Raw genomic sequence first — 22,315 nt, 5'->3', positions numbered from 1 at the left:
CTTTTTGGGAAAATAATCGTTCTGCGACGTTTATTTTGGTCGAAACCCGTATTAATTTACCACCGCGGTGCCTACACTCGGTTGGTATTGCATCATGCAATTCTGAATACTCTACAAATATAGTGGATTATTTTTTATAATAAAAAATATTTTTGTTTTTAACTGTAAATGAGCGTTAACAACAGGACTGGGGAGGTCAAAAAGCTGGGGCGGGCTGTTGTTTGTGATTTGGTTATGAAGTGGATAACTGGATAGATAATTTATCATGTTACTGTAATCTCATTGAAAATACTTTAAAAAACAGAGATAAGACAATACTTTTGCGCCATGAATAGAATTGCGGAAATTAACGAATACATAGCTGCCGAACGCGAAGTATTATTGCAACACCCTTTGTATCGTAAAATCAAAACGATCAGGAATCTACGTTCTTTTACCGAAGGGCATGTGTACGCTGTATGGGATTTTATGTCTTTACTAAAAGCTTTGCAGATTAAATTGACCTGTACGACTTTACCTTGGTTTGCGAGCGAGCATCCATCGACACGCTATCTGATCAACGAAATTGTATTAGCGGAAGAATCTGACGAATATATCGATGGTCGCCGTTTGAGCCATTTTGAAATGTATCTGGACGCAATGAGTGAAATGGGAGCAGATCTGCACCTGATCAATAAATTTATTGTCCATGCCAAGAAATCCAAAAGTATTTTCGATGCCATTGCTTTGACAACTTTGGACAAACGAATTAAAGATTTTCTGAATTTTACTTTTGAACTGATCGAAGAGGGACAGGTACATAAAATTGCCGCAGCTTTTACATTCGGACGTGAGGATCTTATCCCAGGTATGTTTACCTCTATTTTGCAGGAGCTAAAAACCAACTTCCCAGAATCGAGCTTGGATAATTTTATCTATTATTTCCAACGTCATATTGATCTGGACGGTGATGAGCATGGTCCTTTGGCAATGCAGATGATCTCTGATCTAGCCAAAGAGGATGATGAGAAGTGGGAAGAAATGAAAATAGTAAGTAAAGAAGCGCTTCAAAAGCGTATTGAACTCTGGAACGCAATAGAAGATTCCCTATAAGGAATCTTCTATTTTTTTGTTGAGCTGTCTGACCCGCGGTCATTGTATTCTGTATAAAATATGTATTTTTATTTGTTGAAAATAAATTTCATACAGTTTTAAGCCTCCATTTTCCCAAAATGGAACTATCAGGAGAAGATCCTGTAATAACAAAAACTCCCCAGCTAAATTATTTCGAAGAATTTTCTGTTAGATCTTGTATTTGCATGCAAACCTGGCGCTGTTGCGCTGTTTTTTAGCCAATTGGCATGAGGAGAATTGCCGTTAGAGGAGGGTGATACCAAGGATACCTTGGGATGGGTTTTGGCGGATTTTGTCCTTTTGTTTAAAATTGATTGAAAAATGTCTTTTTTACATAACATATTGGCGTTTGTGAAGAAATGCATTTTCCAATTAGTATCTAAGTTTGCAACGCAAAAAAATAACAGAAAGACATTGAACTTTTTTTCGTCGCATTGGACAAAAGTAATAAGCACTATTGCGGTGCTCGTATGCTCGGTTTTAGAAACGCAGGCCCAGGACTCGCTACGTATCTCGCTGGCTGATTTGATCAGTAAGTCGCTGCAAAACAGTAAATACATTGAACAGTCACATTTGCAACTTCAGGAAAAGGTGATCGCCGTACAGCAGCAACGGATGGAATTGCTGCCGAAAATCAGTATCAGGGCTTCCGCCAGTTATGCGAGCAATATGCCTGTCTACGATAAAGGAATATTTGCCAAACCATCACAACACAATGTTATCCATTACCTGTATGATACCGGACTCGATTTCTACTTGAATCTCTACAACGGTCATCGGGATCTTATGAAAATCGAATCAAAAAAACTCGAAATGGAACTGGCCAATATTGATTGGAAAAGTTCCACGGCGCAGATTAAGCTGGAGATCTGTAACTTGTTTCTGGATCTGGATTTAGCCTATCGCAACAAATTGCTGATCGAGCAGGATATCAAAGATCAGCGGACACAATTGAAAGAGATCGAACACCGTTATACAGCCGGTGTTGTGCTGCATAGTGATGTCTTAAGGATTTCCCTCGAATTGTCCAAGCGTGAACTGCTGCTGGTACAGATCGCTAATGATATCAAGATCATCAACCAAAAATTGCAACTCATCGCCGATATACGACAAGAAATTATCCCGATGTATGCCACGATGGAAAGTCATCCGCTGAACTATGCGGAAATCGTTGCTGTTGCCAAACATCAAGCTTTTGTACTGCTGAAATCCGAACAGGAAGTTGCGTTGAAAAAACTGAGTATCAAACAGGCGAAGTCAAACTACCTGCCCGAACTAGGCCTGACCAATACATTTACTTTTGCGAATCCACAGGTATTTCTATATCCATATAATGGGAGCTGGTACAATTTAAATATCGTAGGACTTAAATTGAACATCCCAATATCCGCATTGTACCTCAATAAAAATATTGTCCGGGGAGCTCAGGTTGCTTTAAAGCGAGAGGAGGTCAAACACCACCATGAGGAGGAAGTGGTGGAAAATGAACTGTTGCAGGCTTATTTAGATTATAATCTAGCGCTGGAACAACAGGCTGTCTGCCAAAAAAATCTAACGCTGGCCAAAGAAAATGCCCGTATTATAAAAAATAGGTATTTCAAGTCTTCGGCACTGATTACGGATCTATTGGATGCAGATATGCAATGCCTCAAGACAAACTTTGATCTGGAATCCGCCCGAATCGCGGTACAGAAACATTATTATTTTATTGAATTTTTGAAGGGGACTATCTAATGAAACCTAAATCAGGCCGGTCAATGACCGATGTACAATTGACCAGAATCACCAATTGGTTGGCTGGGATTGCTTTGTTAGCACTTTTACTATGGGGCGGAAGGATACTTTGGCTGCGCATACGCTATACCTATACCAATGATGCCCAAGTGACCCAGTATATTAATCCCATCATCTCCCGTGTGGGCGGTTACATTGTTTCGGTTCACTTTAAAGATCATCAATCGGTCAAGCGCGGCGATACCTTACTGCTTATCGACAATCGGGAGTACAAATTTGAAGCAGAGCAAGCTTCGGCTTCGATAAACAAAGAAAATGCAGAAATCAACGTGCTGGGCAGCCAAAAGGAAATATTGCAGGCCGAACACGAATCGTTGGAAAAATCCATTGCTGCTGCCGAAGCGCGGGTGACGAAACAGCAACTGGAATACGATCGCTATAAGTTTCTGTTTGATGAAAAATCTGCTACGGCGCAGCAACTGGAAGATATTAAAGCCACACTGGAGGTGTACAAAAGTGAGCTCGCCGCATTGCAGCATAAGTTGGAGGCCTCGCGGGATCGGGTGAATGATGTTGATGTGAAAAAAGGGGTGATTAACGCAGAGAAAGCACGGTTGTCGGCTGCAGCAAACCGAAAGCATCTTGATGTGGGATATACCGTAATCCGGGCTCCCTATGATGGTCGGGTAGGGAAACGTAGCATTGAAAAGGGACAGATGGTAAATCCTGGCGAGGTGCTGGGATTTATTGTCAATGCAGAGACACCAACTTGGGTGACAGCCAACTTTAAGGAAACGCAATTGCGTTATCTCCACCTTGGTGGGCGTGTAGAGGTTGTTGCGGATGCTTACCCGGATGAAACATTCTATGGAAAGATAATTTCTATTTCCCCGGCAACAGGTTCCTCTTTTTCGCTACTCCCACCAGATAATGCGACCGGCAATTTTGTGAAGATCGTACAGCGCGTTCCGGTTCGTATTGAACTGGATAGGGGTAAGGGAGCTGCAAAATTACTCTCAGGAATGAACGTCAATGTTTCGGTCTCAAAAAATCAATAACAGTGAAAGGGATTTTCAAAGACTGGGTACCTGAATGGCTGATTAAGCTGATTTTATTCAGCGGATTGATGCCTAGTATGGTCTTGTTTTTTCTGCCCGGTGCCAATGTCAATGTCACTGCTGGTTTCTACGGTGCACAGCCCAGTGATGTCCAATTCCTCATTATTCTTTTCTACGCGGGATTTGTCGGATTCTATGTCCTGGAACGACGCTTTTTTCAGTATTTCCCTGTCAAGCAGTACTATGTCATTTTCAATCTCTTACAGCTGCTCAATTGTTACCTGATGTATCGCATCAACGAGATTAGTTGGATATATGGCTTACGCTTTTTTCAGGGTATGCTGTTCGCATCGGCTGTCAACCTCTCTATATCCATGATATTTTCCCGCCTAAAAACCGAAAGGGCCAAGGAGGGAAGTTATGCCATATTTTTTTGTATGCTGCTCTGTAGTTCGCCTTTCAATACCTTTGTGACAGCGGAATTCATTGATTCATTTAACTTTGATGAACTTTATCTCTATGCTGCCTTATCTTTTGTGCCGGGGCTACTGCTGATCATCGTCACAATGAAACCCATCCGACATAATCGACCGTACCCTTTATTTTCCTTGGACTGGGCCAGTTTTATCCTTTACAGTTTCATTGTTATAAGTTTCGGTTATCTGATGGTCTATGGACAGGAACTTTATTGGTTTTCGGATACCTCCATGCTGACCGTACTGATCGGTGGAATTTTATGTCTAGGCCTGTTTATGATTAGACAGAAAGCAATTAAACGTGTTTATATCGAGTTGTCCATCTTTGGAAATCGGAAATTCCTGCTTGGAATCCTGGTCTTGTATATGATGTATATTGAACGGTTTTCGCTGGCGATCTCCAATCAGTATTTTCTACAGGTCATCCGCTTGGATCCCATTCACCTATCCTATATCCAATGGTTTAATATTCTCGGGATTGTATGTGGTGTTATGCTATCCTTTTACTGGTTATTAAAACGACGCACAGTGAAATGGATCTGGATTGTTGGTTATTGTTGCCTGTTGGTCTTTCATCAATATATGTTTTTTTCATTTGAAAGTGAGGGCAATGAAGATCATTTTTGGCTACCATTGATATTGCATGGACTGTGTGTTGGTCTGATTATGGTTCCGACAATCTTATTTGTGATTGCAAGTGTACGTCCTCATTTGGGAGCCTCAGCGGCGGCAGCTTGTTTGGCTGTCCGTTACCTTGGCTATACCAGTAGTATTGGTCTGCAGAATTTCTTTAAATTATTTGAACATGCCCAGCACCGGGAGGTTTTTCGAGATCAGCTGCAGTCAAGCAATCTGATATTTGAAGACTATATTCAGCGGGAATCTCACAGGGTATTGCAACATGGATTGCATTACAAGGAGCATACCGCGGGATTGAAGCTCATCAGCGAGCGGGTTAATATACAGTCTTTCGTCCGGTATGGTATGGACTACTATGAATTGATGTCCATAATCAGTATCAGCATCTTGCTGCTGATACTGATTTCCCCTTCCTTGAAAAGTATGTATAAGAAGCTTAAAAAGAATCAGATTTCACCGGTATAACGGCGTCACAATTGATCAATATCCCAAATGGCTGCGGCACGTTGTAATTCCACCAATGCGACTGCATAATTGTAGCGTGCTTCATCATAAGCCAGCTGGGTTTCATTGTAGGAGCGTTGTGCGTTGATCACTTCCAGCAGGGCGGTTTCGCCCCGATTGTAACTGTAGATCTTTCCTTCCAGGATTGCTTTTGCCTCGAGTAGCATCGTATTATTAAATTGCTGTACCTGTTTTTGAGTGGCTTTATATTGCATATAAGCTTGATTCACCTCAGTCTGGATGCGTAGTGCTGCATCTTGATAGATCAATTCGTCTTGCTCAATTTTGAACTGAGCAGATTTCAGCCCCCCTTTATTAAAATTGGAAAATTTTAGTGGTATGGCTAGACCGGCATTGATGGCATTAAACTGTGGTGTCGGGGCGGTTTCATTTCTGGCCTCACCATTGGAGGTAAAGCCGATGGAAATACCGAGATCTAGGATACGGTTTGCCTTTGCCAGCTGGAGCAGACTATGGGAGAGCTGCTTGTTCTGTAGCGCAGCCTTAAGATCAGCACGTTCTCGTACTGCGGTTGAAATAAGTGTACTTAATAAAAAGTTGCGATCAAAAGAAACATCAGATCCCTGTGGGAGCCAAAGAACCGGGCTCTTATCTCCCATAAGCAGTGATAACCCCGCTAGGGAGTAATTGGCTGTCGCTTCGGCCGCCGATAGCGTATTGCGCATATGGGCTGCTTCCAATTTTGACTGTCGGAAGTCTATTTGTGGAATAGCACCCAGTTGATAACGTATACTGTCTGAGCTGGCAAGCTGAGCGAGTTGTTGATAGGAACTGTGGTAGGTTGCTACCAGTTGCTGGTTGTACCTTGCTGATAAAAAAGCAAGGGTGGCATCGGCACGTAGATTTCGGAAATAATCTCCGAGTAGGAGACGGGTGGTTTCAGCCTCATCTTTTGCAACCTGACGACGTGCCTGCCGTTTTGCCCCCAATTCTACCGTCCAGCTCAATCCGGCGGTATAACCCCGCCCGAGTTGTTTGCTTCTTTCGCTATTGTCAAAGAGTCCTAGGGTGAATTCAGGATCGGGGAAGATACTGGCACTGATGATATTAGCCTCAGCGATTGAAAGGTTGAACTTTTCAGCGGCGTAACCGAGGTTGTTCTTCCCAACCTGGGCGATAAAGCTGCTGTAATCCAGTTTTTTTTGTAGAAAAGTCGAATCTATCGTTTGTGCCGCTACATTTCCAAGTGGAAGTAAAAGGAAAAGAAGAAGTTTGATCTGTGTTTTCATCGGAATTTTATTTTAGTCATTCTGATTAAAGCAGTACAGCTGCTTTAATCAGCGTACGGTTTTGATTTTAGGAATTTGTCTCCCCTTGTATTTGATCGGTTGATGATCCGACCCCACCTTTTTGCTGTCTCCGCTCCATCAGATAATACAAGGGTGGAAGCATAAACAGTGTCAGCAGGGTAGAAAAGAGTAAACCATAGACGATCACGGTGGCCAGTGGCCGCTGAACATCTGATCCGATACCTGTCGCCAATGATGCTGGAAGAAGACCAAGTATGGCCACCGTAGCGGTCATCAGTACAGGGCGGAATCGACTGAAAGCGCCTTCAATGACAGCTTTTTTTAAGGGCATGCCATTTTTTCGTAGCACATTGAACTGCGAAAGCATCAATACACCATTTTGTATGGCAACACCAAAAAGCGCTATAAAACCCACTGCTGAAGATACATTTAGGGTCATGCCCCGTAGATTGAGCGCAAGCATTCCACCAAAGAGTGCTAGTGGTACGATACCAATAAGCAATCCAGCCTGTCCAAAAGAACCGAAGGTGCTATACAGCAGGATAAATATAATCGCTAGTGTCAGTGGGACGATGACCGCCAGTCGGCTGTAGGCGCGATGCTGGTTTTCAAATTGACCACCCCATTGCAGTCTGATTTTCTGTTGATCGTATTTCAGTTTTTGTGCGATTGCTTGCTGCGCTTTGGTCAGGAAAGTGCCTAGATCTTGCCCGCGGACATTCAATCTGACGGTCAGCTGGCGGCTATTGCGCTCGCGTGAAATGGTACTTTCTCCGGTATTGAGTTTGATCGTGGCGACCTGCGACAAGGGTATGCGTGTGCCATTATCAGGATACAACATCAGATTGCCAATTTTTTCAGGCGAGTTTCGCTCGTTCTCAGCATACTGACAGGTGATATCGTATACTTTTATCCCCTGATAGACCTGTGAGACAGCTTTGCCTCCAATGGCGATTTGGATCAGATCGGTGACATCCGAAATATTCAATCCATATTGTGCAATTTTGTCTCGGTCAACGATGATCTGTAACTGTGGGAGTGGTGGCTCCTGATCAATGGCCAGGTCAACAGCACCTTCCACTCCTTTAAGTGTGGTCACGAGGTCTTCGGCAACACGCCTGGTTTCTTTTAGATCATCTCCAAAAAGTTTGACGACGAGTTCGCTATGTGCTCCCGCGATTTTGTCCATGACGCCATCGATCATCGGTTGGGAAAATGCCACATTATAGCCGGGCATCTGGGCATATTCTGCGGCCAGCTCATTGATAAGGTCTGCTTTGGTTTTGCCCCATTTCCATGTTTTGTAAGGCTTCAAACCCACACTGACTTCAAAGTGTGAAGGGGTCCAGGCGTCGGTACCATCATCATTACGTCCGGCCTGTACCATGACATAGGAGATCTCCTCGTATTTCAGGGTACGTGCACGTAGGCTATCGCTCATTTCTTTGGATTTCTCTACAGTGATGCCCGGAGGGAGGGAGACCTGTAACCAGATCGAACCTTCGTCGAGCGTAGGCAAAAAATCTTTACCCACAGATGCTGTCAGCAGTCCTGTCGCTAAAAGAACAAGACCGATGGGAACAAACACTCGTTTGGGGCGCAGCATTATTTTTTTGATCCGCTGATGGTAAAGTACCGTTAATTTTTCCAGCCATCTATTGTGATAAACTTTTTGTGGCTTGCGGTAGATGAGGTAAGCCAGTCCGGGAATCAATAGTAAGGATACAGCTAGAGCCCCCAATAGTGCATAACCTACGGTATAGGCCATCGGCGTAAACAGTTTCTTTTCTACCCGTTCGAAAGCAAAAAGAGGCAGATAGGCCGTGATAATAATGATGGTAGCAAAGAAAATTGGCTTGGCCACTTCAGCAATTTTAGTTGTCAAGGTCTGCTCGACCAATGGAGCGTCGGGTTTTTCTTCCCTTTTTTTCAGAATGGTCTCGAGCATAACAATGGCACCATCCACGATAATTCCGAAATCTATTGCCCCCAGGGATAATAGATTGGCGGGTATATCCGTAAAATGCATCAGTATAAAGGCAATCAACAGCGAGAGTGGAATGGTGATGGCAACCAATAGAGCACCGCGCCAACTACCCAGAAAAAGGATGAGTACTAGGATAACCAGTACCATACCTTCGAGCAGTGTTTTGGATACCGTATGCAGGGTATTATCGACCAAGCTCGTGCGATCTAAGACGACGTGTATTTTGACATCTTTGGGGAGGATTTTACTGTTAAGCTCATCGACGGCAGCATTTACACCTGCGAGTACGGTGGAGGGATTTTCATGCTTTAACAACAGGACAATCCCTTCAATATTATCGGAATAATTAGCTCCCCGTTTGTCGCTGTAGCCTAAGGCTCCTTTGCGGGCAAGATTGCCAAGTTTTACCTGACCCAGATCCCGCATGTAGATGCGATTTCCATTGACCGATTTGACAACAATATTGCCGAGGTCATCCAATGATTTGACAAGGCCGATGCCCCGGATCACATACGATTGGTCGCCCCGATTCATCATGCTTCCGCCGGCATTGGTATTGTTAGCCTCTATCTTTGCAGTCACTTCCCCTAGGGAAACTTCATATTGATCGAGTTTTTTAGGATCCAGCTCCACCTGAAACTGCGTCGTGATGCCTCCAAAATTGGTTACATCGGCTACTCCCGCCACCTGTTTGATTTTAGGGATAATGACAAAGTTTTGGAGTTCGGTCAATTTCCGTAGATCTTGGGTATTGCTTTCGAGAATATAACGAAAGATTTCACCCGTCGGCGAGGTGAGTGGATCTAAGCCTGGTAACGCCCCATAGGGGAGACTCAGATCTGCAAGGCGTTCCTGTATGCGGGCCCTGGCCCAGTAGTCGTCAACACCGTCTTTAAACACGATGGTGACCATGGATAGTCCAAAGGTGGTTTTGCTACGCATGACTTCCATTCCGGGCAAACCATTGATGGCCTGTTCAATGGGAATTGTTATCTGTTGCTCCATTTCCTCGGCGGCCAGGCCCGGCACCTGAGTGACAATTTGTGACGATACGTCTGCGATATCAGGATAAGCTTCAACTGAAAGCTGTTTCCATGCATAATAACCGAAAAATGTGATAAGCAGAAAAGCAGCGGCAATACCCCATCTCTTGGCGATGATATGGCTAACAAGTTGTTTCATTGTAATATGATTTTTGGATAAAGATTTAGTTGCTTGCTAGCAGATAAAATGCGCCCTCGCTAATGATCTGTTCACCGTTGGATAGACCCTGTATAATCTGAATCTGCTCATTTTCGGTGACACCGGTCTGTACATATCGCCTCATAAATGTGTGGGGAGCTAGCTGTACCCAGACAAAGCTTTTATCATTAAATTGGAGTACAGCTTTCGCGGGAATAAATATACTGGCAGTAGCTACCTGTTCAAATTGCGTATTGACATACATACCGGGTTTGAGCAGCCGATCTTTATTGTCGCATTCAACCAGCACTTCGATATTGCGGTTTGCTTCGTCGACAAACTGATTGATATGGACAATTTTTCCTTGTAGTCTTTTTGAGGGCTGGCTGTCAATGCGTATTTCGACACTGCCGATCTGATCTATGACACCGAGGTCTTTTTCTTTGATGTAGGCTGAAACCCATACTTTCGATAGTTCGGCAATACGGAGTAAAGCTGGAGCGTCTTCTTTATTGTATTGGCCAAGGACAATGGTATTGCTGAGGATTTCACCATGGATGGGTGAACGGACGAGCAGAGGCTGGCCAAGTATGGTCTGTGAAGGGTTGTTGTCATATATTTTTAAGGCAGCTGCTGCATTATTGAGCGTTGTGTTGCTGATGGCAAAATTGGTTTCGGCTTCCTCAAGTTCCTTTTGAATGCCGACACCATGACTAAGCAAATCTTTTTGCCGTTTTAAGACACTTGCCGCCAGAGTATAGGTCTGCTTGGCGTCGAGGTAGACCCGTTGTGCTTCGAAATAATCGGAAGAACTGATCGAAAATAACGCTGTATTGACAGCTACTTTCTGCCCAAGGCTCACATAGGATCTGACAACCCGCCCCGCAAAGGGCATGGGGATTTCAACATAACTATTGGGAATGATTTTGACCATGGCAGCAGTGTTGAACTTCAACTGATGTGGTTGCTGGATGACGGTAGTACACTTGATCTTGGACAGCAGTGGCGCATGTGCGTTGATCGTCAGGGTATCACCTGCGAAATGCAGGGCAGCAGAATCTTCTGTAGGCACTGTTGACTGTGGATTGCATGCTTGCATGATCGTGAAGACAGTGATCCAACCCATAGATTTAAGGGGGCGGATAGGAATTTTGATAGCGCGGTTAACCATTGTTTTTTTTCTAAAGGCAATCTTCTACCCATTCAAGGACTGTTCAACGAATGGGCGGTTGATGATCGGCGTTTCTGTTTCTAAAAAATTATGGTGCAAAGCTATCCATGCCTTTGCTGAAAGGCCGTTAGAGAGGCTTTAGAAAAATATTAGAATTTTATTAGCGTGCTGATGAATGGGGGAGGTTAACCTGAAAGACGCTGCCGATATGTTTTGTTGAACGGACAAGGACTTCGCCTTGATGCAGTAGAATAATCTTTTTGGTCAGCGAGAGACCGATGCCATTCCCTTCACTGTAGGCTTTGTTGTTGCCTCGATAGAAAGGGGTGAATATGCGTTCAAGATCCTGAGGATCGATGCCTATGCCGTCATCTTTAAATTCCAGCTGTATAGACGTTCCACTTGATTTAATCGCTATGGAACATTTTTGGTTGCCGGAAAATTTACAGGCATTTTCAATTAAATTCACAAAAGCGACCTTGAGCAAGTATTCATTGCCAACAATCGAAATCATCTGCTCGTCTTCCATAGCGGGATCAATGAAAATGTCGAGCTTATAATCGGGATTGGCCTGCAAGACCTGCTGGCAGGCATCAAGCAGGATTTCATCGACACGTAGTGCTTTGAAGGAAATCTCCGAACTATCGTAACTCGCCTTGGCAAAATCCAGTAGACTATTAAACAGTTTTTTAAGTTTCTGGGCGTCGTTTAGCGTGTTGTCAATGATAACCTTATATTCAGCGGTGCTTCGGTCTTTATTCGCGGAAATTTCGAGTTCGGTAATCATCGCAGCCAAAGGCGTACGCAGTTCGTGGGAAATATTGGAGACAAAGTGCTTTTGGCCATCAAAGGAGTTTTCAAGACGGTTCAGCATATCGTTAAAGGTGTTTGCCAGTTCGGATAGCTCATCTTTATTGCCCGTGTTCTGAAGTCTTGCATCTAGGCTATTGGCCGATATGTTTTTGACTTTTAGTGTCATTGCCTGAATCGGACGGAATACTTTTCTTGAGAAAAATATTCCGGCGGCATAGCTTAAAAATACCGCAAAAATAAAAACAATAATGATGGTCGATAACAGATTTTGAAGTTTATTGTAACCATACTGATCATAAGCGGCAGCGGTGATGATGAAATTCGCGTTTTTGTACGAATAGGTAATGCCGATCACCTGCCATTTGTCCTGATAAAAGCCAATTTCCTTTTTTTTGACAATATCCCGCAACATAGCCGGCGTCTCCTTGACGAAATCAATGTCTACGGCATCATGGTACAATAGCTTAAAACTGGTGTCATAGATGGCTACTTCAACCTCGTTGAGAATTTTTCGGTTATTGTGGTAGATATCTTCCAGTATTTTTTTGTCTACCTGTGCATTTAAAAATAGATTTGCTTTGGTGTAGGCTTCTTTTTTTAGCAGGGCATAAAATTCATTCTCCCGATTCTCTACGGCCGAATAATAGACTGTGCAGGCAAATACCATCAAGATGGTCGCTGTGACGACTGTAAACAGTATGGTGATTCGCGTTCTGATCTGCATTAGTCCTGTTTTAAAATAAAGCCCATCCCGGATTTGGTATGGATATATTTTTTATCAAAATCCTTGTCTACTTTTTTTCGGAGGTAATTGATATAGACATCAATAAAATTAGTGCCGGTATCGAAATGGGTTTCCCAGACTTTTTCGGCAATCTCCATTCTAGATAATACACGTTCGGGGTGCAGTAGCAGGTAGTGGAGTAGTTTGAATTCTTTGGGTGTCAGACTGATATCGGTATTGTTGCGTCTGACATTTTTGGTATGCAGATTCATTTCCAGATCCGCGTAGCGCAGGATGGTTCCTGTTGTGCTTTCCTGTTTCTGATAGCGTTTGAGCAGCACCCGTATCCGCGCCAATAGCTCCCGCATTTCGAAAGGTTTGACCAGATAATCGTCCGCTCCAGCATCAAAACCCTCGATTTTGTCGTCTGTGGTACCGAGCGCGGTAAGCATGATGATGGGCAGGTCGGGTTTAATATGACGGATCTCCTTGCAGAGATCAAGCCCATCCATCTTGGGTAATACAATATCGGTAATGATCAGGTCGAAATCGTGCTGTAGGGCCATTTTCTTTCCTGAAATACCATCATAGGCAATGTCGGTCTGAAATTCGTTTTCATCCAGCCCGCGTTTTATTAGTCCTGCGACACGGACATCATCTTCAACTAAAAGAATTTTCATACAACAGTGAAAGATTATTCATTAATACCCAACCTCAATATTGACTTCGACCAAAGCGTATGGATGGTACAGGACAAAGTTATCAAATTTACCTTGGTTTCGCTATTTAACGGATTCTCTTTTCGATAAGTTCATATTCTTGCCATACGACAAGAGTATCGTGCTCTAAATCAGTTAACTTTGATGAATAACCAGGTGCCTGGCACCTATAGATCAATGAGCAATGGATAAACCAAAATCAGCAAAATTAGAAGTCATTATTCCTGCGTATCGGATGCACAGTCAAAGTTTTATCAATGTTTTGGACGGTATTTCCGAGGAACATGCACGTCAACGTATCAACGGGCAGACCAACCACATTGTCTGGATGGCCGGTAACTTCGTCAACGTACGTTATGGAATCGCATACATTTTGGGCCTTCAGGAGGAAGATCCCTATCATGACTTATTTTTTATGGGTAAAACATTGGATGAACAGTTTAACTACCCAAGTTTAAAAGAATTAAAAGATAGTTTCTATGCCATTTCGCCCAAAGTATATCAGCGTCTGCTGGAAGTTGACGATGCGCAATTGGCGGAGATTTTCAAAATTGATATGAACGTTCCTTTTGTCGAGGAGAACAAACTTAATTTTATAGGGATGTGCATTGGACGGCAGGATTATCTCTGCGGTCAGATGGCATTGATGCGACGTATACTCAATTATCCGGGTATGAAATATGAAATGGACGAGCAGATGACCTATTAAGGGTCAAACAACATAAGCTAGCGTTTTGTAGACAATGTGCTAGCTTATGCTGTTCAAATATCTTTAGCCCAAATGCGTCAGGATCTCATCGACTCGTTGAAGGGCAATAAAGCGTTCGTGTTCTAAATTAACTTCATGCTGTTCATGTGTCCAAGTCACATGATAGGGGATATGAACACCAAAACCACCGAGCTCGAGTACTGGCAGGATATCGGATTTGAGGGAATTGCCTAACATCATAAAGCGATCAGGTGTGCAATCCAGATGCTTGAGCAATTTACGATAGTCTTTTTCTTTTTTATCGCTCATGATTTCGATGTGGTGAAAATAGTCTTCCAATCCGGAATTTTTTAATTTCCGCTCTTGATCCAAGAGGTCACCCTTGGTTGCAACGACCAGTCTGTAATTTCCCTTTAGCTGTGTCAGCGTTTCGGTCACCCCCGGTAGCAATTCAATGGGCTTCTGCAAGAGCTCATGTCCGATCGCTATAATTTGATTAATGATCTCAACGTGCAGCGTGTTTTCCGAAATTCGATTGGCGGTCTCAATCATACACAACATAAAACCTTTGATCCCATAACCATATAGGTGCAGATTCTTCATCTCGGTAGCGAAGAGCTCCTGCGAGACGGTATGTTGTGGAAGGTAGTTTTCCAAAAGCAGGCAAAATTGTCTTTCTGCTTCCTGAAAATAGGATTCATTGGCCCAGAGGGTATCGTCGGCATCAAAAGCGATGGTTGTTATCTTACTGTTCATTTGTATCATTAGTTGTTCATCAATTGTTTTCAATGGTCTTCATGAGCTCGCTCCGATCGGTTATTCATGTTTAACAATACCCGCTCGTATAGAAGACTCGTCTTGAATAATTCATGCTGTTTTTAAATCTACTTTTGTATTTTTATAAAGCTAATTTCTCAAAAGGAAATCATTATTAAAAGGACATTTGTCCCGGATCTTTATGTTAAGAACAAATCACTCATTTTTGGATCGCACAACAACACTTTACGCGCAGCAATCGCGTCAGGATGATATCGTGCTGAGAAAGTATACCAAGGGGCAAAACTTATATGATCAGGGTACAGCATCCACCAAGGTCATGGTTATCAGTGAAGGAATAATCAAGTGTTATTTTACCGAGGCCAATGACAAGGAGTATATCGTGGAATTTCTTTCGGTCGGGGAAATCGTTGGGGAGATCGAAAGCATTCGTCATATTTCCAGTCTATGTAGCATACAGGCCATGACCGATGTGATGGTCTATGCATTTTCCAAAGCGTATTTTAGGGAGCTATTGGAAAGGGACATTACCTGGAGCAATATGTTGCTGGATGTGATGGCGCAACGTATTGTGCATACTTCGAGCCGGGCATCTTACCAGCAGTTATACAGTCTGGAGCATAGTTTACACCGTTTATTGGAAATCCAATCCCAACAGGATATTGCGATAAAGAAAGAAGATATGGCTGCTTACCTCGGTATTTCGGTCAGGAGCCTCAATCGGGAGCTCAAGAAATTACTGTAATTATGGAAAAAGTTTATCCAATCTTCTGAGAATAGATGTTGTTCAGAAGACTGGATGAATGCCTGTATTATTCGCTGCCTTTGATGGTGAAGATCACGCCGGAATAGTTATCGTGATCAGGACCGATATAAAGCAGGTCCACTCCTTTTTTATTTGGTTCTTTGAGTTGTTCCAGAAATAGTTTATAGTTCATCCGCTCTATTTTTTCTTCCCAATCTGTTTCGGATTTCGGTTTGATGGAACTGATATTGTCCATCTCAAAAAGCGCTTTACTTGTTTCAAGTTGTTTGGAACGTTGAATGAATATCGTGTCAGCGACAATCTTATTAATTTTTATCCAGCCCGAAGGTAATCCGTTAATATTCCCACCGCTGCTGTTGGTAAAAAACGTTACACCATACAGTTGGCCGGCTTCCAGATGCTGTAGATTACTGAATAATTTTTCCTTTTCATTTTTACGTTGTTGGCCAGCGATTTTGTTTTTTACGCCATAAATGGCGGCCCAGATCAAGATAGCCGCAAATACGAAAATAAAACCTTTCCATAACTGAAAATAAGCGATCGGATATCCCTTTTTATAAGTTTTGATCTCTGCTTTTAGTTCGTCGGAGTAATTGCGGGCATGAATGAGTTGGCCGCGTTCATCATATAACCGTGAGATCTTGACAAGACCACCACCAAAGGGAAGGCCAAGGAATTTACGTGCAGGCGTAATAATCTGTAAAGTAAAAGTTCGGACTGAACTTTCATTCTTTAAGGTCGTTGTCACCGTCTTTTCGGCTAGTACAAAGTCGTAGATACTGTAAATAAATAACATAGTTGTTGTGATTTAAGCAAATGAAACAGCAGGATAGGCTGCTGTCCTAACAAAAACCTTTTGAGATAAAGGTGGATGGCAAATTTAAAAGAAAAAATAGAAAACTGGAAAAAGTAGGAACTTAAAACGGAGATTTGAGTATTGCCTAAAAAATGGGTAAATTGAAACCTGTTAAAACGATGTTTTTGACATAAAAACAAATAGAAATGCAGCACTTTAACATCAAGAACCTAAAACTCGTCTTATTTTTTATGTGTGTAACATGCGGTGCGATGGGACAAAAAATCAATAAGTCCTTATTCGATAAAACCCTGTCCAACTATTATCCCAATGGAAATGAACCGGGAATCGTTGTCGCAATCAGTCAGCACGGAGAGATCCGTTACCAATATGCAGTAGGAATGGCAGATTTGAAAACGAATCAAAAGATCACGGAAAAGACCCATTTTCGGATGGCTTCTGTCAGTAAGCAGGTGACAGCGCAGGCGATTTGTAGCTTATTTGACCAGGGGAAATTACATCCAACGGATCAATTAGGACTTTTTTTTAATAATTTACCGATGGCTCTGCGGGGTATAACCGTTGCTCAATTACTCCAGCACCGATCGGGGATCATGGACTATGAGGCATTGATACCCGAAGATCGAACAGCACAAGTGTCAGATCAGGATGTACTGGAGTATATCCGGCAGACAGATACGCTCTATTTCCCAATAGGGAGCCAATTCAGATATAGTAATACAGGTTATTGCCTACTGGCATTGATTGTGGAACAGGTGGCGAAGGAATCATTTACAACTTTTGTGAAAAAGAATTTATTTCAGCCGAATGGTATTGTGGAAGGAACCATCTATACGGCTGATGCGGACATCCCCAATCGGGCTTTGGGCTATCATCCTAAGGAGGATGCCTTTGTGTTTGCAGATCAGAGTGTGACCAGTGCCACGCAAGGCGATGGAGGTGCCTACTTATCGGCAATCGAATATCATCAATGGGCCAATTTTTTACTTCATAAGCGTTTTCAGCAGGCCGGTATACGGGATTTGTTGGAAAAAGAGCGCTTTCAGGTAAAAGATGGCGTTTCCTACAATTTGGGCTGGTTTATCTATCCTTTCGATCAAAATACGGTATTCTTCCATTCTGGTGAATCAACGGGCTTCCATAATATCGTTTATTTAGACAAACGAAAAGAGCTTGTTGTCACCTTATTTAGCAATCGTGATGATCTTCGGATTGCAGAAGCATTTGACGCCCTGTTGGAGGAGATGAAACTGCGTAAACCAATGGATGAAAGTGGACAAAATGAATCGGTTTTTGGCTGGCTCAATGCGATATATGCGAATTAACCTGTCTTCTTGCTGAAAAAGCAAGACCGCCTATCCTTTTTGAAGGGATAGGCGATCTGCTATTAAGGCTGTTAAAGTGCCTGCTATTTCAAAAAGCCCGGAGCTTGATAGGCTGGATTGGGGTAAGTATAAAACCCTTCTCCGGTCGCAACCCCCAATTTATTCTTATCAATAAAATGTTCCTTGAGGTACGCTACAGTCTTTATTTTTAGAGGGTCTTTTGTCGCCTCGGCGGACATCTTGTTGATGTTGTATGCGGTGGTGATCCCGACGATATCTAAGATGCCGAATGGTCCTGTAGGTGCTCCTGTTGCCACCATCCAAGTTTTATCTATCGTCTCCACGTCTGCCACTTCATTGACCAAGAGGTCTGTAGCGGCCGAAAGTAAAGGGACCAACAAGGAGTTGACGATATAACCCGGTTGTTCTTTATTCAATGGAAGGGCCACCATGCCGATTGACTTCGCAAAATCAACTACTGCATCGAATATCTGGGGATCTGTGCCGGGATGCCCCATGATCTCTGCTGTATTATGTTTCCAGATTTCATTTGCAAAATGCAGGGACAGAAATTTTGATGGTCTTTCCGTATCCTGCGCAAACTGACTGGGCAGCAGGGTCGAAGAGTTGGTCGCAAAAATGGTCTTCTCGGGGGCGACCTTTGCGAGCTCCTTATAGAAAGCAATTTTAATGGCCGGATTTTCGGGGACAGCTTCAATCAATAAGTCACTGTCTTGTACTGCTTGCGCTAAATCCGATGTATAGGATAAACGTTTGAATGTCGCTTCCAGCTGTTCATCTGTTGCATGGAGATCTTGTCGGAAAGCTTTCTCCAGCATCCCAAATTTGGATTTAGCCTTTTCGAGCACTTCCTCATTGATATCGTACACAGTCACCTGATACCCATGGAAGGCGGTCTGAAAAGCAATCTGATAGCCTAACACCCCACTTCCTGCAATCGTTATATTTTTAAAATTCATGTTATTCTTTTTTATAAAACTTAATTGTTTCCTGTCCAGGAGGCTAACTATCCTTTAATTCCTTTTAACCAATCTTTGAATTTACCGAACTGCTCGGCCAAAAATGATTCGTGATCTTCACTTTCTTCATCTCCTCCGGGAAGAATATGTTCAAAATAGGACCCCTTCAGAATTTTACGCAATAGTCCTTCGCCTATGAACGGCTTATCATCATTGAGCGTCCGTGCGGCCTTCAACAAATGACGGATATCATATTGTAAAGGATTGATATCAGGTACTTGCTTGTTGAGATTCAAGAGTTCGTACACAGCTATACGTGCCGTTCTGACGGAGCTTTCCATGGTAAATACCACATCGTTGTTGGTTTCGACGAACTGTCCAACGAGACCTAGATTTTTACAGCCGTTTGGAACTACTCTTGGGCGATCGCCTTTAGCACGAGGCATAAACATAGAGGTGATATAGGGCATAAATGTCGTGCGGACGATCGTATTTTTGATGACATCATCCAATTGATCAATGATTCCGAGATGATGACATAGTTCGGCCAAAATTTCATCTCCGGTACATTCGGGCATAGTCTTTTTAATATAATTTCCTTGTTTGTCCATAAATAGGGCATAAACCCAAAGTACAAGGACATCGTCGGGCTGGCCGGGGAAGTGTGGCTGTCTGTTACAGGTAAAGCTCATCAACCAGTTGGAGTCTGTAATTGTGATAATACCGCCGGTGACTGTTTTTCCTGAATAGGGGTCATTGACCGAATAGCCCTTTAATTTTTCAATCAAAGCCGAGGGTTTACAGGTCAGGGTAGCAGATTCCCAGGCTGACTTTTCAATGTTGCTGCAGAATTTTTCTGGTTTACCGAAAAAAGCTGATTTAGCAGCCAAATTCTTCCAGAGTTTCCAGCCGGCACTTTGTCCGCTTGTGCTATTGTCGATACCGATGATCGGTGCATTGGTATTATCACCATAGAAGGTGTCTTCAGTCATTGAGCCGGTCGTGACAATCACAAAGTCATTTGGACCAAGTGGAATGCGTACTTCCTTGCCATTTTGTTCGGTAATGATGCCTTCAACGGTTTTTCCTTCAGTATTGCTCTGGATGTCAAGATCTTTGACCAGCACATTGAACTGGATCTTAATACCTTTGTCTTGTAACACCTTGCGTAATGGGGTGACAAAGGTGTCATATTGATTGTATTTAGGAAATACAAGGGAAGAAAGGTCGTTTAATCCATCAATTGCATGAAGGAAGCGATGCATGTACAGCTTTAATTCCAATAAACTATGCCAGTTTTCAAAGGCGAACATGGTGCGCCAAAAGGTCCAAAAATTACTGCTTAGAAAAGATTCGCTGAAATAATCTTCAATCGTCAGGTCATCCAATTCTTCTTTCTTTTTCAACAGGAGTTTGATGATTGCAAGTTGATCTTTTTTGGCCAACCCAAATTTGCTAAAATCTTTGATTTCACCAAGATTGTGGATAAGCCGTGCTTTTGAATAGTTGGAATCGTTGTCGTTGATCAATCTATATTCGTCAAGCACACTGTAAGGAGCTGGCATTTCCAATGCTGGAATATCCTGAAACATATCCCATAGATTTTCATAAGTCATGTCCATTTCACGTCCACCACGGATGACATAACCATCTTTCGCATTACCGGCACCATCCAAGGATCCGCCTTCGATATGTAACTGCTCCAGGAAGGTGATATTTTCTGCGGGGACATGTCCATCACGAATGAAATAGTATGCTGCGGACATACCCGCAATCCCGCTACCGACAATATAGATTTTGCTGTCCTTGTAGGATTTGTTCGGTATACCTTTATTGCGTTGGTAATTTCCTATCTGATCTGAAAAAGGCATGGCCTTTTTGGGCGTATTGCGTTGTTGTTCTGTGCTTGAATCCGGTTCATGATTTACATTTCCATATTCAGCAGATGCATTTAATACTTTGTCGAATTTTGAGGTGATTTCTTTCATGATTCTTATTGTTTTTAATTCTTGAGTAAAGTTAGCTATACTCCTTAGATCATTTATGCCCTCAAATTCGCTATTGTTCTACCGAATTTCCTTTTTTTACATATTTTGTCTTTTTCGATATTCAGAAGGCGATAACATGGAGTACTTTTTGAAAAAACGGCCAAATGCAGAGATCGAATTGAAGCCTATGGCGTAGGCGATGTCGGAAATGGTCTTCTCCGGATTTCCGAGTAGGGCATACGCTTCTTTGAGCAAATTTTCGTCTATGATTTCATGTGGCGTCTTTCCAGATGCCTTCTTAACAATACTAATCAGGTATTTGTTTGAAATAAATAACCGATCGGCGTAATATTTCACATCTTTGGATTGGCTGCAGTGTTGCTGTACCAGATCCGTAAACTTAAAGTAGAGGCTATTGGCCTCCTGAATTGTTTCAACTGCATGTTGGTCCTCCACGGCGAGCACATCGGCTATTTCTAGCAGCAGGTTAAATATAATGGTGCGAATAATGTCGGGGGTAAAACGTGTCGCCCTGAGGGTCACCTCGCTTAAATATTCGAGGAGCCTTAATAATTTTCCGACGAGTTTTTCTGCCTCGGGTATAATTGCGAATGTTGCATTGTTGAATAGTCCCAGTTTTTCTATAAAAAATGGGTTGGCAATGTTTTTAAGCAGAAACAACTTGTCAAAGAAAAGTAGTTTCATTCTGAAATCCTTGCTGACCGCTGTAAATTTGATGATAGTGGAAGGAGCTGAAACAAGTAGGCTATGCTGTGCTAGTGTATATTCTTGATTATCAATTTCTACTGTAATCGTTCCGGCCGTGCAAATGCAAATGGCGTAAAAATCAATACGGAAGGAATTTCTGGGGTATTCGAAAAGGGGATTGCCGGATGAGATGTAGTAAGGGCGATTGCAATCTACACCAAAGAAAGATAAAGTGTCTTGTAGGCTGTCGTGTGTATTTGGATTGATCTTGATACTAAACTTCATAGGGGGGATTGTCATGTGCAATAGACCTTATTCTTTCGGTTGGATAAAATAGGTTATGTGCGTTTTAAAATAAGCTTTTCTGTAGCAACCTCATCTTCTATACCAACAAAGTAGCTTTGAAACCCAAACTTTGTCAGTAATTGTCTGGAGGCAGCATTATCTGGGTCAATGATGCCGATCACGTCCTTATTGGCGTCGATGCTTTTGGCCATGGCTAGCAGAGATTCACAGATTTTGGTACCGAGACCTTTACGCCAAAACTCCTGTTTAAGCAAATAACCGATCTCAAAGACGGTTGGATCTTTTCTATAGTTGACCAATTTGCAGTCGCCCAAAAATAATTGGCTATCGGAATCTATCACCATAAAATAGCCCAATAATGGATCTGTATTGATTTCGAGAATTGAAGCGAATTTTTTCTCGGCCTGCTCAGCTGTCAATCCCTTGCCTGAAATATATTTCATGATCTCATCGTCTTTGGTAAGTTCTCTAAAAAGAGCGAAATCTTCGGCTGTGTATTTTTTTAATTCTAGTGTGTTGTACATGGCTAATGTGTCTTCTACACAAGA

The 22,315-nt window shown here is 42.7% G+C and carries 18 protein-coding genes and 1 riboswitch; of the genes, 7 read left to right on the top strand and 11 right to left on the bottom strand.

The features are described 5' to 3' along the window. Positions 1-21: 21 nt before the first annotated feature. Positions 22-115: riboswitch (SAM-I-IV-variant riboswitch) on the bottom strand. A gap of 212 nt (positions 116-327) precedes the next feature. The 4 genes from OGI71_RS13970 (at position 328) to OGI71_RS13955 (ending at position 5,485) form a co-directional block, all read left to right on the top strand. After that, on the top strand, positions 328-1,092 hold the full coding sequence (locus OGI71_RS13970; RefSeq protein WP_282249720.1) for a DUF3050 domain-containing protein: 765 nt from the start codon (positions 328-330) through the stop codon (positions 1,090-1,092). 435 nt (positions 1,093-1,527) lie between these two features. Beyond that, entirely contained in the window at positions 1,528-2,847 is a 1,320-nt protein-coding gene (locus OGI71_RS13965) for a TolC family protein (protein WP_282249718.1), read from the top strand. Then, positions 2,847-3,905: an HlyD family secretion protein gene (locus OGI71_RS13960; RefSeq protein ID WP_282249716.1), complete on the top strand. Its 1,059-nt coding sequence runs from the start codon at positions 2,847-2,849 to the stop codon at positions 3,903-3,905. The genes OGI71_RS13965 and OGI71_RS13960 overlap by 1 nt, the downstream gene beginning before the upstream one ends. Before the next feature lie 2 nt (positions 3,906-3,907). Further along, a complete protein-coding gene (locus OGI71_RS13955; protein WP_282249715.1) occupies positions 3,908-5,485 on the top strand; it encodes a hypothetical protein in 1,578 nt (525 codons plus the stop codon). Between the two features lie 5 nt (positions 5,486-5,490). Here the strand turns inward: OGI71_RS13955 and OGI71_RS13950 are convergent, their stop codons facing one another. From OGI71_RS13950 to OGI71_RS13930, 5 genes are all read right to left on the bottom strand, one after another. Next, positions 5,491-6,774: a TolC family protein gene (locus tag OGI71_RS13950; RefSeq protein ID WP_282249714.1), complete on the bottom strand. Its 1,284-nt coding sequence runs from the start codon at positions 6,772-6,774 to the stop codon at positions 5,491-5,493. Between the two features lie 67 nt (positions 6,775-6,841). Beyond that, entirely contained in the window at positions 6,842-9,964 is a 3,123-nt protein-coding gene (locus OGI71_RS13945) for a CusA/CzcA family heavy metal efflux RND transporter (RefSeq protein WP_282249712.1), read from the bottom strand. A 25-nt stretch (positions 9,965-9,989) separates the two neighbouring features. Next, positions 9,990-11,135 (bottom strand): efflux RND transporter periplasmic adaptor subunit, encoded by a 1,146-nt coding sequence (locus tag OGI71_RS13940; protein WP_282249710.1) that lies wholly within the window; start codon positions 11,133-11,135, stop codon positions 9,990-9,992. A gap of 160 nt (positions 11,136-11,295) precedes the next feature. After that, positions 11,296-12,672 (bottom strand): HAMP domain-containing sensor histidine kinase, encoded by a 1,377-nt coding sequence (locus OGI71_RS13935; protein WP_282249708.1) that lies wholly within the window; start codon positions 12,670-12,672, stop codon positions 11,296-11,298. Beyond that, positions 12,672-13,352, bottom strand: coding sequence for a response regulator transcription factor (locus OGI71_RS13930; protein ID WP_282249706.1), 681 nt, complete (start codon positions 13,350-13,352; stop codon positions 12,672-12,674). The genes OGI71_RS13935 and OGI71_RS13930 overlap by 1 nt, the downstream gene beginning before the upstream one ends. Positions 13,353-13,575: 223 nt before the next feature. On the opposite strand from OGI71_RS13930, the gene OGI71_RS13925 reads away from it, so the two are divergent. Next, complete coding sequence (locus OGI71_RS13925; RefSeq protein ID WP_282249705.1) at positions 13,576-14,100, top strand: DinB family protein; 525 nt, start codon at positions 13,576-13,578, stop codon at positions 14,098-14,100. Between the two features lie 63 nt (positions 14,101-14,163). Here the strand turns inward: OGI71_RS13925 and OGI71_RS13920 are convergent, their stop codons facing one another. Beyond that, on the bottom strand, positions 14,164-14,856 hold the full coding sequence (locus OGI71_RS13920) for an HAD family hydrolase (RefSeq protein WP_282256110.1): 693 nt from the start codon (positions 14,854-14,856) through the stop codon (positions 14,164-14,166). Positions 14,857-15,058: 202 nt separating this feature from the next. Here OGI71_RS13920 and OGI71_RS13915 point away from each other — a divergent pair, with 202 nt between their 5' ends. Beyond that, positions 15,059-15,622 carry a Crp/Fnr family transcriptional regulator gene (locus OGI71_RS13915; RefSeq protein WP_282256109.1) on the top strand — a complete coding sequence of 188 codons (564 nt, stop codon included), beginning with the start codon at positions 15,059-15,061 and terminating at the stop codon, positions 15,620-15,622. Positions 15,623-15,689: 67 nt separating this feature from the next. Here OGI71_RS13915 and OGI71_RS13910 read toward each other — a convergent pair whose 3' ends face one another. Next, positions 15,690-16,439 carry a hypothetical protein gene (locus OGI71_RS13910; RefSeq protein WP_282256108.1) on the bottom strand — a complete coding sequence of 250 codons (750 nt, stop codon included), beginning with the start codon at positions 16,437-16,439 and terminating at the stop codon, positions 15,690-15,692. A gap of 206 nt (positions 16,440-16,645) precedes the next feature. Between OGI71_RS13910 and OGI71_RS13905 the strand changes: the two genes are divergently transcribed. Continuing rightward, a complete protein-coding gene (locus OGI71_RS13905) occupies positions 16,646-17,785 on the top strand; it encodes a serine hydrolase domain-containing protein (RefSeq protein ID WP_282256107.1) in 1,140 nt (379 codons plus the stop codon). Positions 17,786-17,868: 83 nt separating this feature from the next. On the opposite strand, the gene OGI71_RS13900 is transcribed toward OGI71_RS13905, so the two are convergent. From OGI71_RS13900 to OGI71_RS13885, 4 genes are all read right to left on the bottom strand, one after another. Then, the gene (locus OGI71_RS13900; RefSeq protein WP_282256105.1) at positions 17,869-18,765 is read right to left on the bottom strand and encodes a 3-hydroxyacyl-CoA dehydrogenase; all 897 of its coding nucleotides are present in this window, start codon (positions 18,763-18,765) and stop codon (positions 17,869-17,871) included. Positions 18,766-18,812: 47 nt separating this feature from the next. Continuing rightward, positions 18,813-20,753: an oleate hydratase gene (locus OGI71_RS13895; protein ID WP_282256104.1), complete on the bottom strand. Its 1,941-nt coding sequence runs from the start codon at positions 20,751-20,753 to the stop codon at positions 18,813-18,815. 96 nt (positions 20,754-20,849) lie between these two features. Next, positions 20,850-21,746, bottom strand: a complete 897-nt coding sequence (locus tag OGI71_RS13890; protein ID WP_282256103.1) for a helix-turn-helix domain-containing protein — start codon at positions 21,744-21,746, stop codon at positions 20,850-20,852. A gap of 53 nt (positions 21,747-21,799) precedes the next feature. Beyond that, complete coding sequence (locus OGI71_RS13885) at positions 21,800-22,291, bottom strand: GNAT family N-acetyltransferase (RefSeq protein WP_282256102.1); 492 nt, start codon at positions 22,289-22,291, stop codon at positions 21,800-21,802. Positions 22,292-22,315 lie beyond the last annotated feature (24 nt).

This window comes from Sphingobacterium sp. ML3W, assembly GCF_029542085.1.
Taxonomy (GTDB): domain Bacteria; phylum Bacteroidota; class Bacteroidia; order Sphingobacteriales; family Sphingobacteriaceae; genus Sphingobacterium.
The sequence above is the reverse complement of the archived record's forward strand: the minus strand, read 5'-3'. Positions and strand labels throughout refer to the sequence as shown.

Excerpts from the sequence above, each read along its gene's own strand:
- OGI71_RS13970 (WP_282249720.1), top strand. The coding sequence starts at position 328 with ATGAATAGAATTGCGGAAATTAACGAATACATAGCTGCCGAACGCGAA.
- OGI71_RS13940 (WP_282249710.1), bottom strand. The coding sequence starts at position 11,135 with ATGGTTAACCGCGCTATCAAAATTCCTATCCGCCCCCTTAAATCTATG.
- OGI71_RS13935 (WP_282249708.1), bottom strand. The coding sequence starts at position 12,672 with ATGCAGATCAGAACGCGAATCACCATACTGTTTACAGTCGTCACAGCG.
- OGI71_RS13945 (WP_282249712.1), bottom strand. The coding sequence starts at position 9,964 with ATGAAACAACTTGTTAGCCATATCATCGCCAAGAGATGGGGTATTGCC.
- OGI71_RS13950 (WP_282249714.1), bottom strand. The coding sequence starts at position 6,774 with ATGAAAACACAGATCAAACTTCTTCTTTTCCTTTTACTTCCACTTGGA.
- OGI71_RS13905 (WP_282256107.1), top strand. The coding sequence starts at position 16,646 with ATGCAGCACTTTAACATCAAGAACCTAAAACTCGTCTTATTTTTTATG.
- OGI71_RS13960 (WP_282249716.1), top strand. The coding sequence starts at position 2,847 with ATGAAACCTAAATCAGGCCGGTCAATGACCGATGTACAATTGACCAGA.
- OGI71_RS13910 (WP_282256108.1), bottom strand. The coding sequence starts at position 16,439 with ATGTTATTTATTTACAGTATCTACGACTTTGTACTAGCCGAAAAGACG.
- OGI71_RS13925 (WP_282249705.1), top strand. The coding sequence starts at position 13,576 with ATGGATAAACCAAAATCAGCAAAATTAGAAGTCATTATTCCTGCGTAT.
- OGI71_RS13885 (WP_282256102.1), bottom strand. The coding sequence starts at position 22,291 with ATGTACAACACACTAGAATTAAAAAAATACACAGCCGAAGATTTCGCT.
- OGI71_RS13895 (WP_282256104.1), bottom strand. The coding sequence starts at position 20,753 with ATGAAAGAAATCACCTCAAAATTCGACAAAGTATTAAATGCATCTGCT.
- OGI71_RS13900 (WP_282256105.1), bottom strand. The coding sequence starts at position 18,765 with ATGAATTTTAAAAATATAACGATTGCAGGAAGTGGGGTGTTAGGCTAT.
- OGI71_RS13890 (WP_282256103.1), bottom strand. The coding sequence starts at position 21,746 with ATGAAGTTTAGTATCAAGATCAATCCAAATACACACGACAGCCTACAA.
- OGI71_RS13915 (WP_282256109.1), top strand. The coding sequence starts at position 15,059 with ATGTTAAGAACAAATCACTCATTTTTGGATCGCACAACAACACTTTAC.
- OGI71_RS13920 (WP_282256110.1), bottom strand. The coding sequence starts at position 14,856 with ATGAACAGTAAGATAACAACCATCGCTTTTGATGCCGACGATACCCTC.
- OGI71_RS13930 (WP_282249706.1), bottom strand. The coding sequence starts at position 13,352 with ATGAAAATTCTTTTAGTTGAAGATGATGTCCGTGTCGCAGGACTAATA.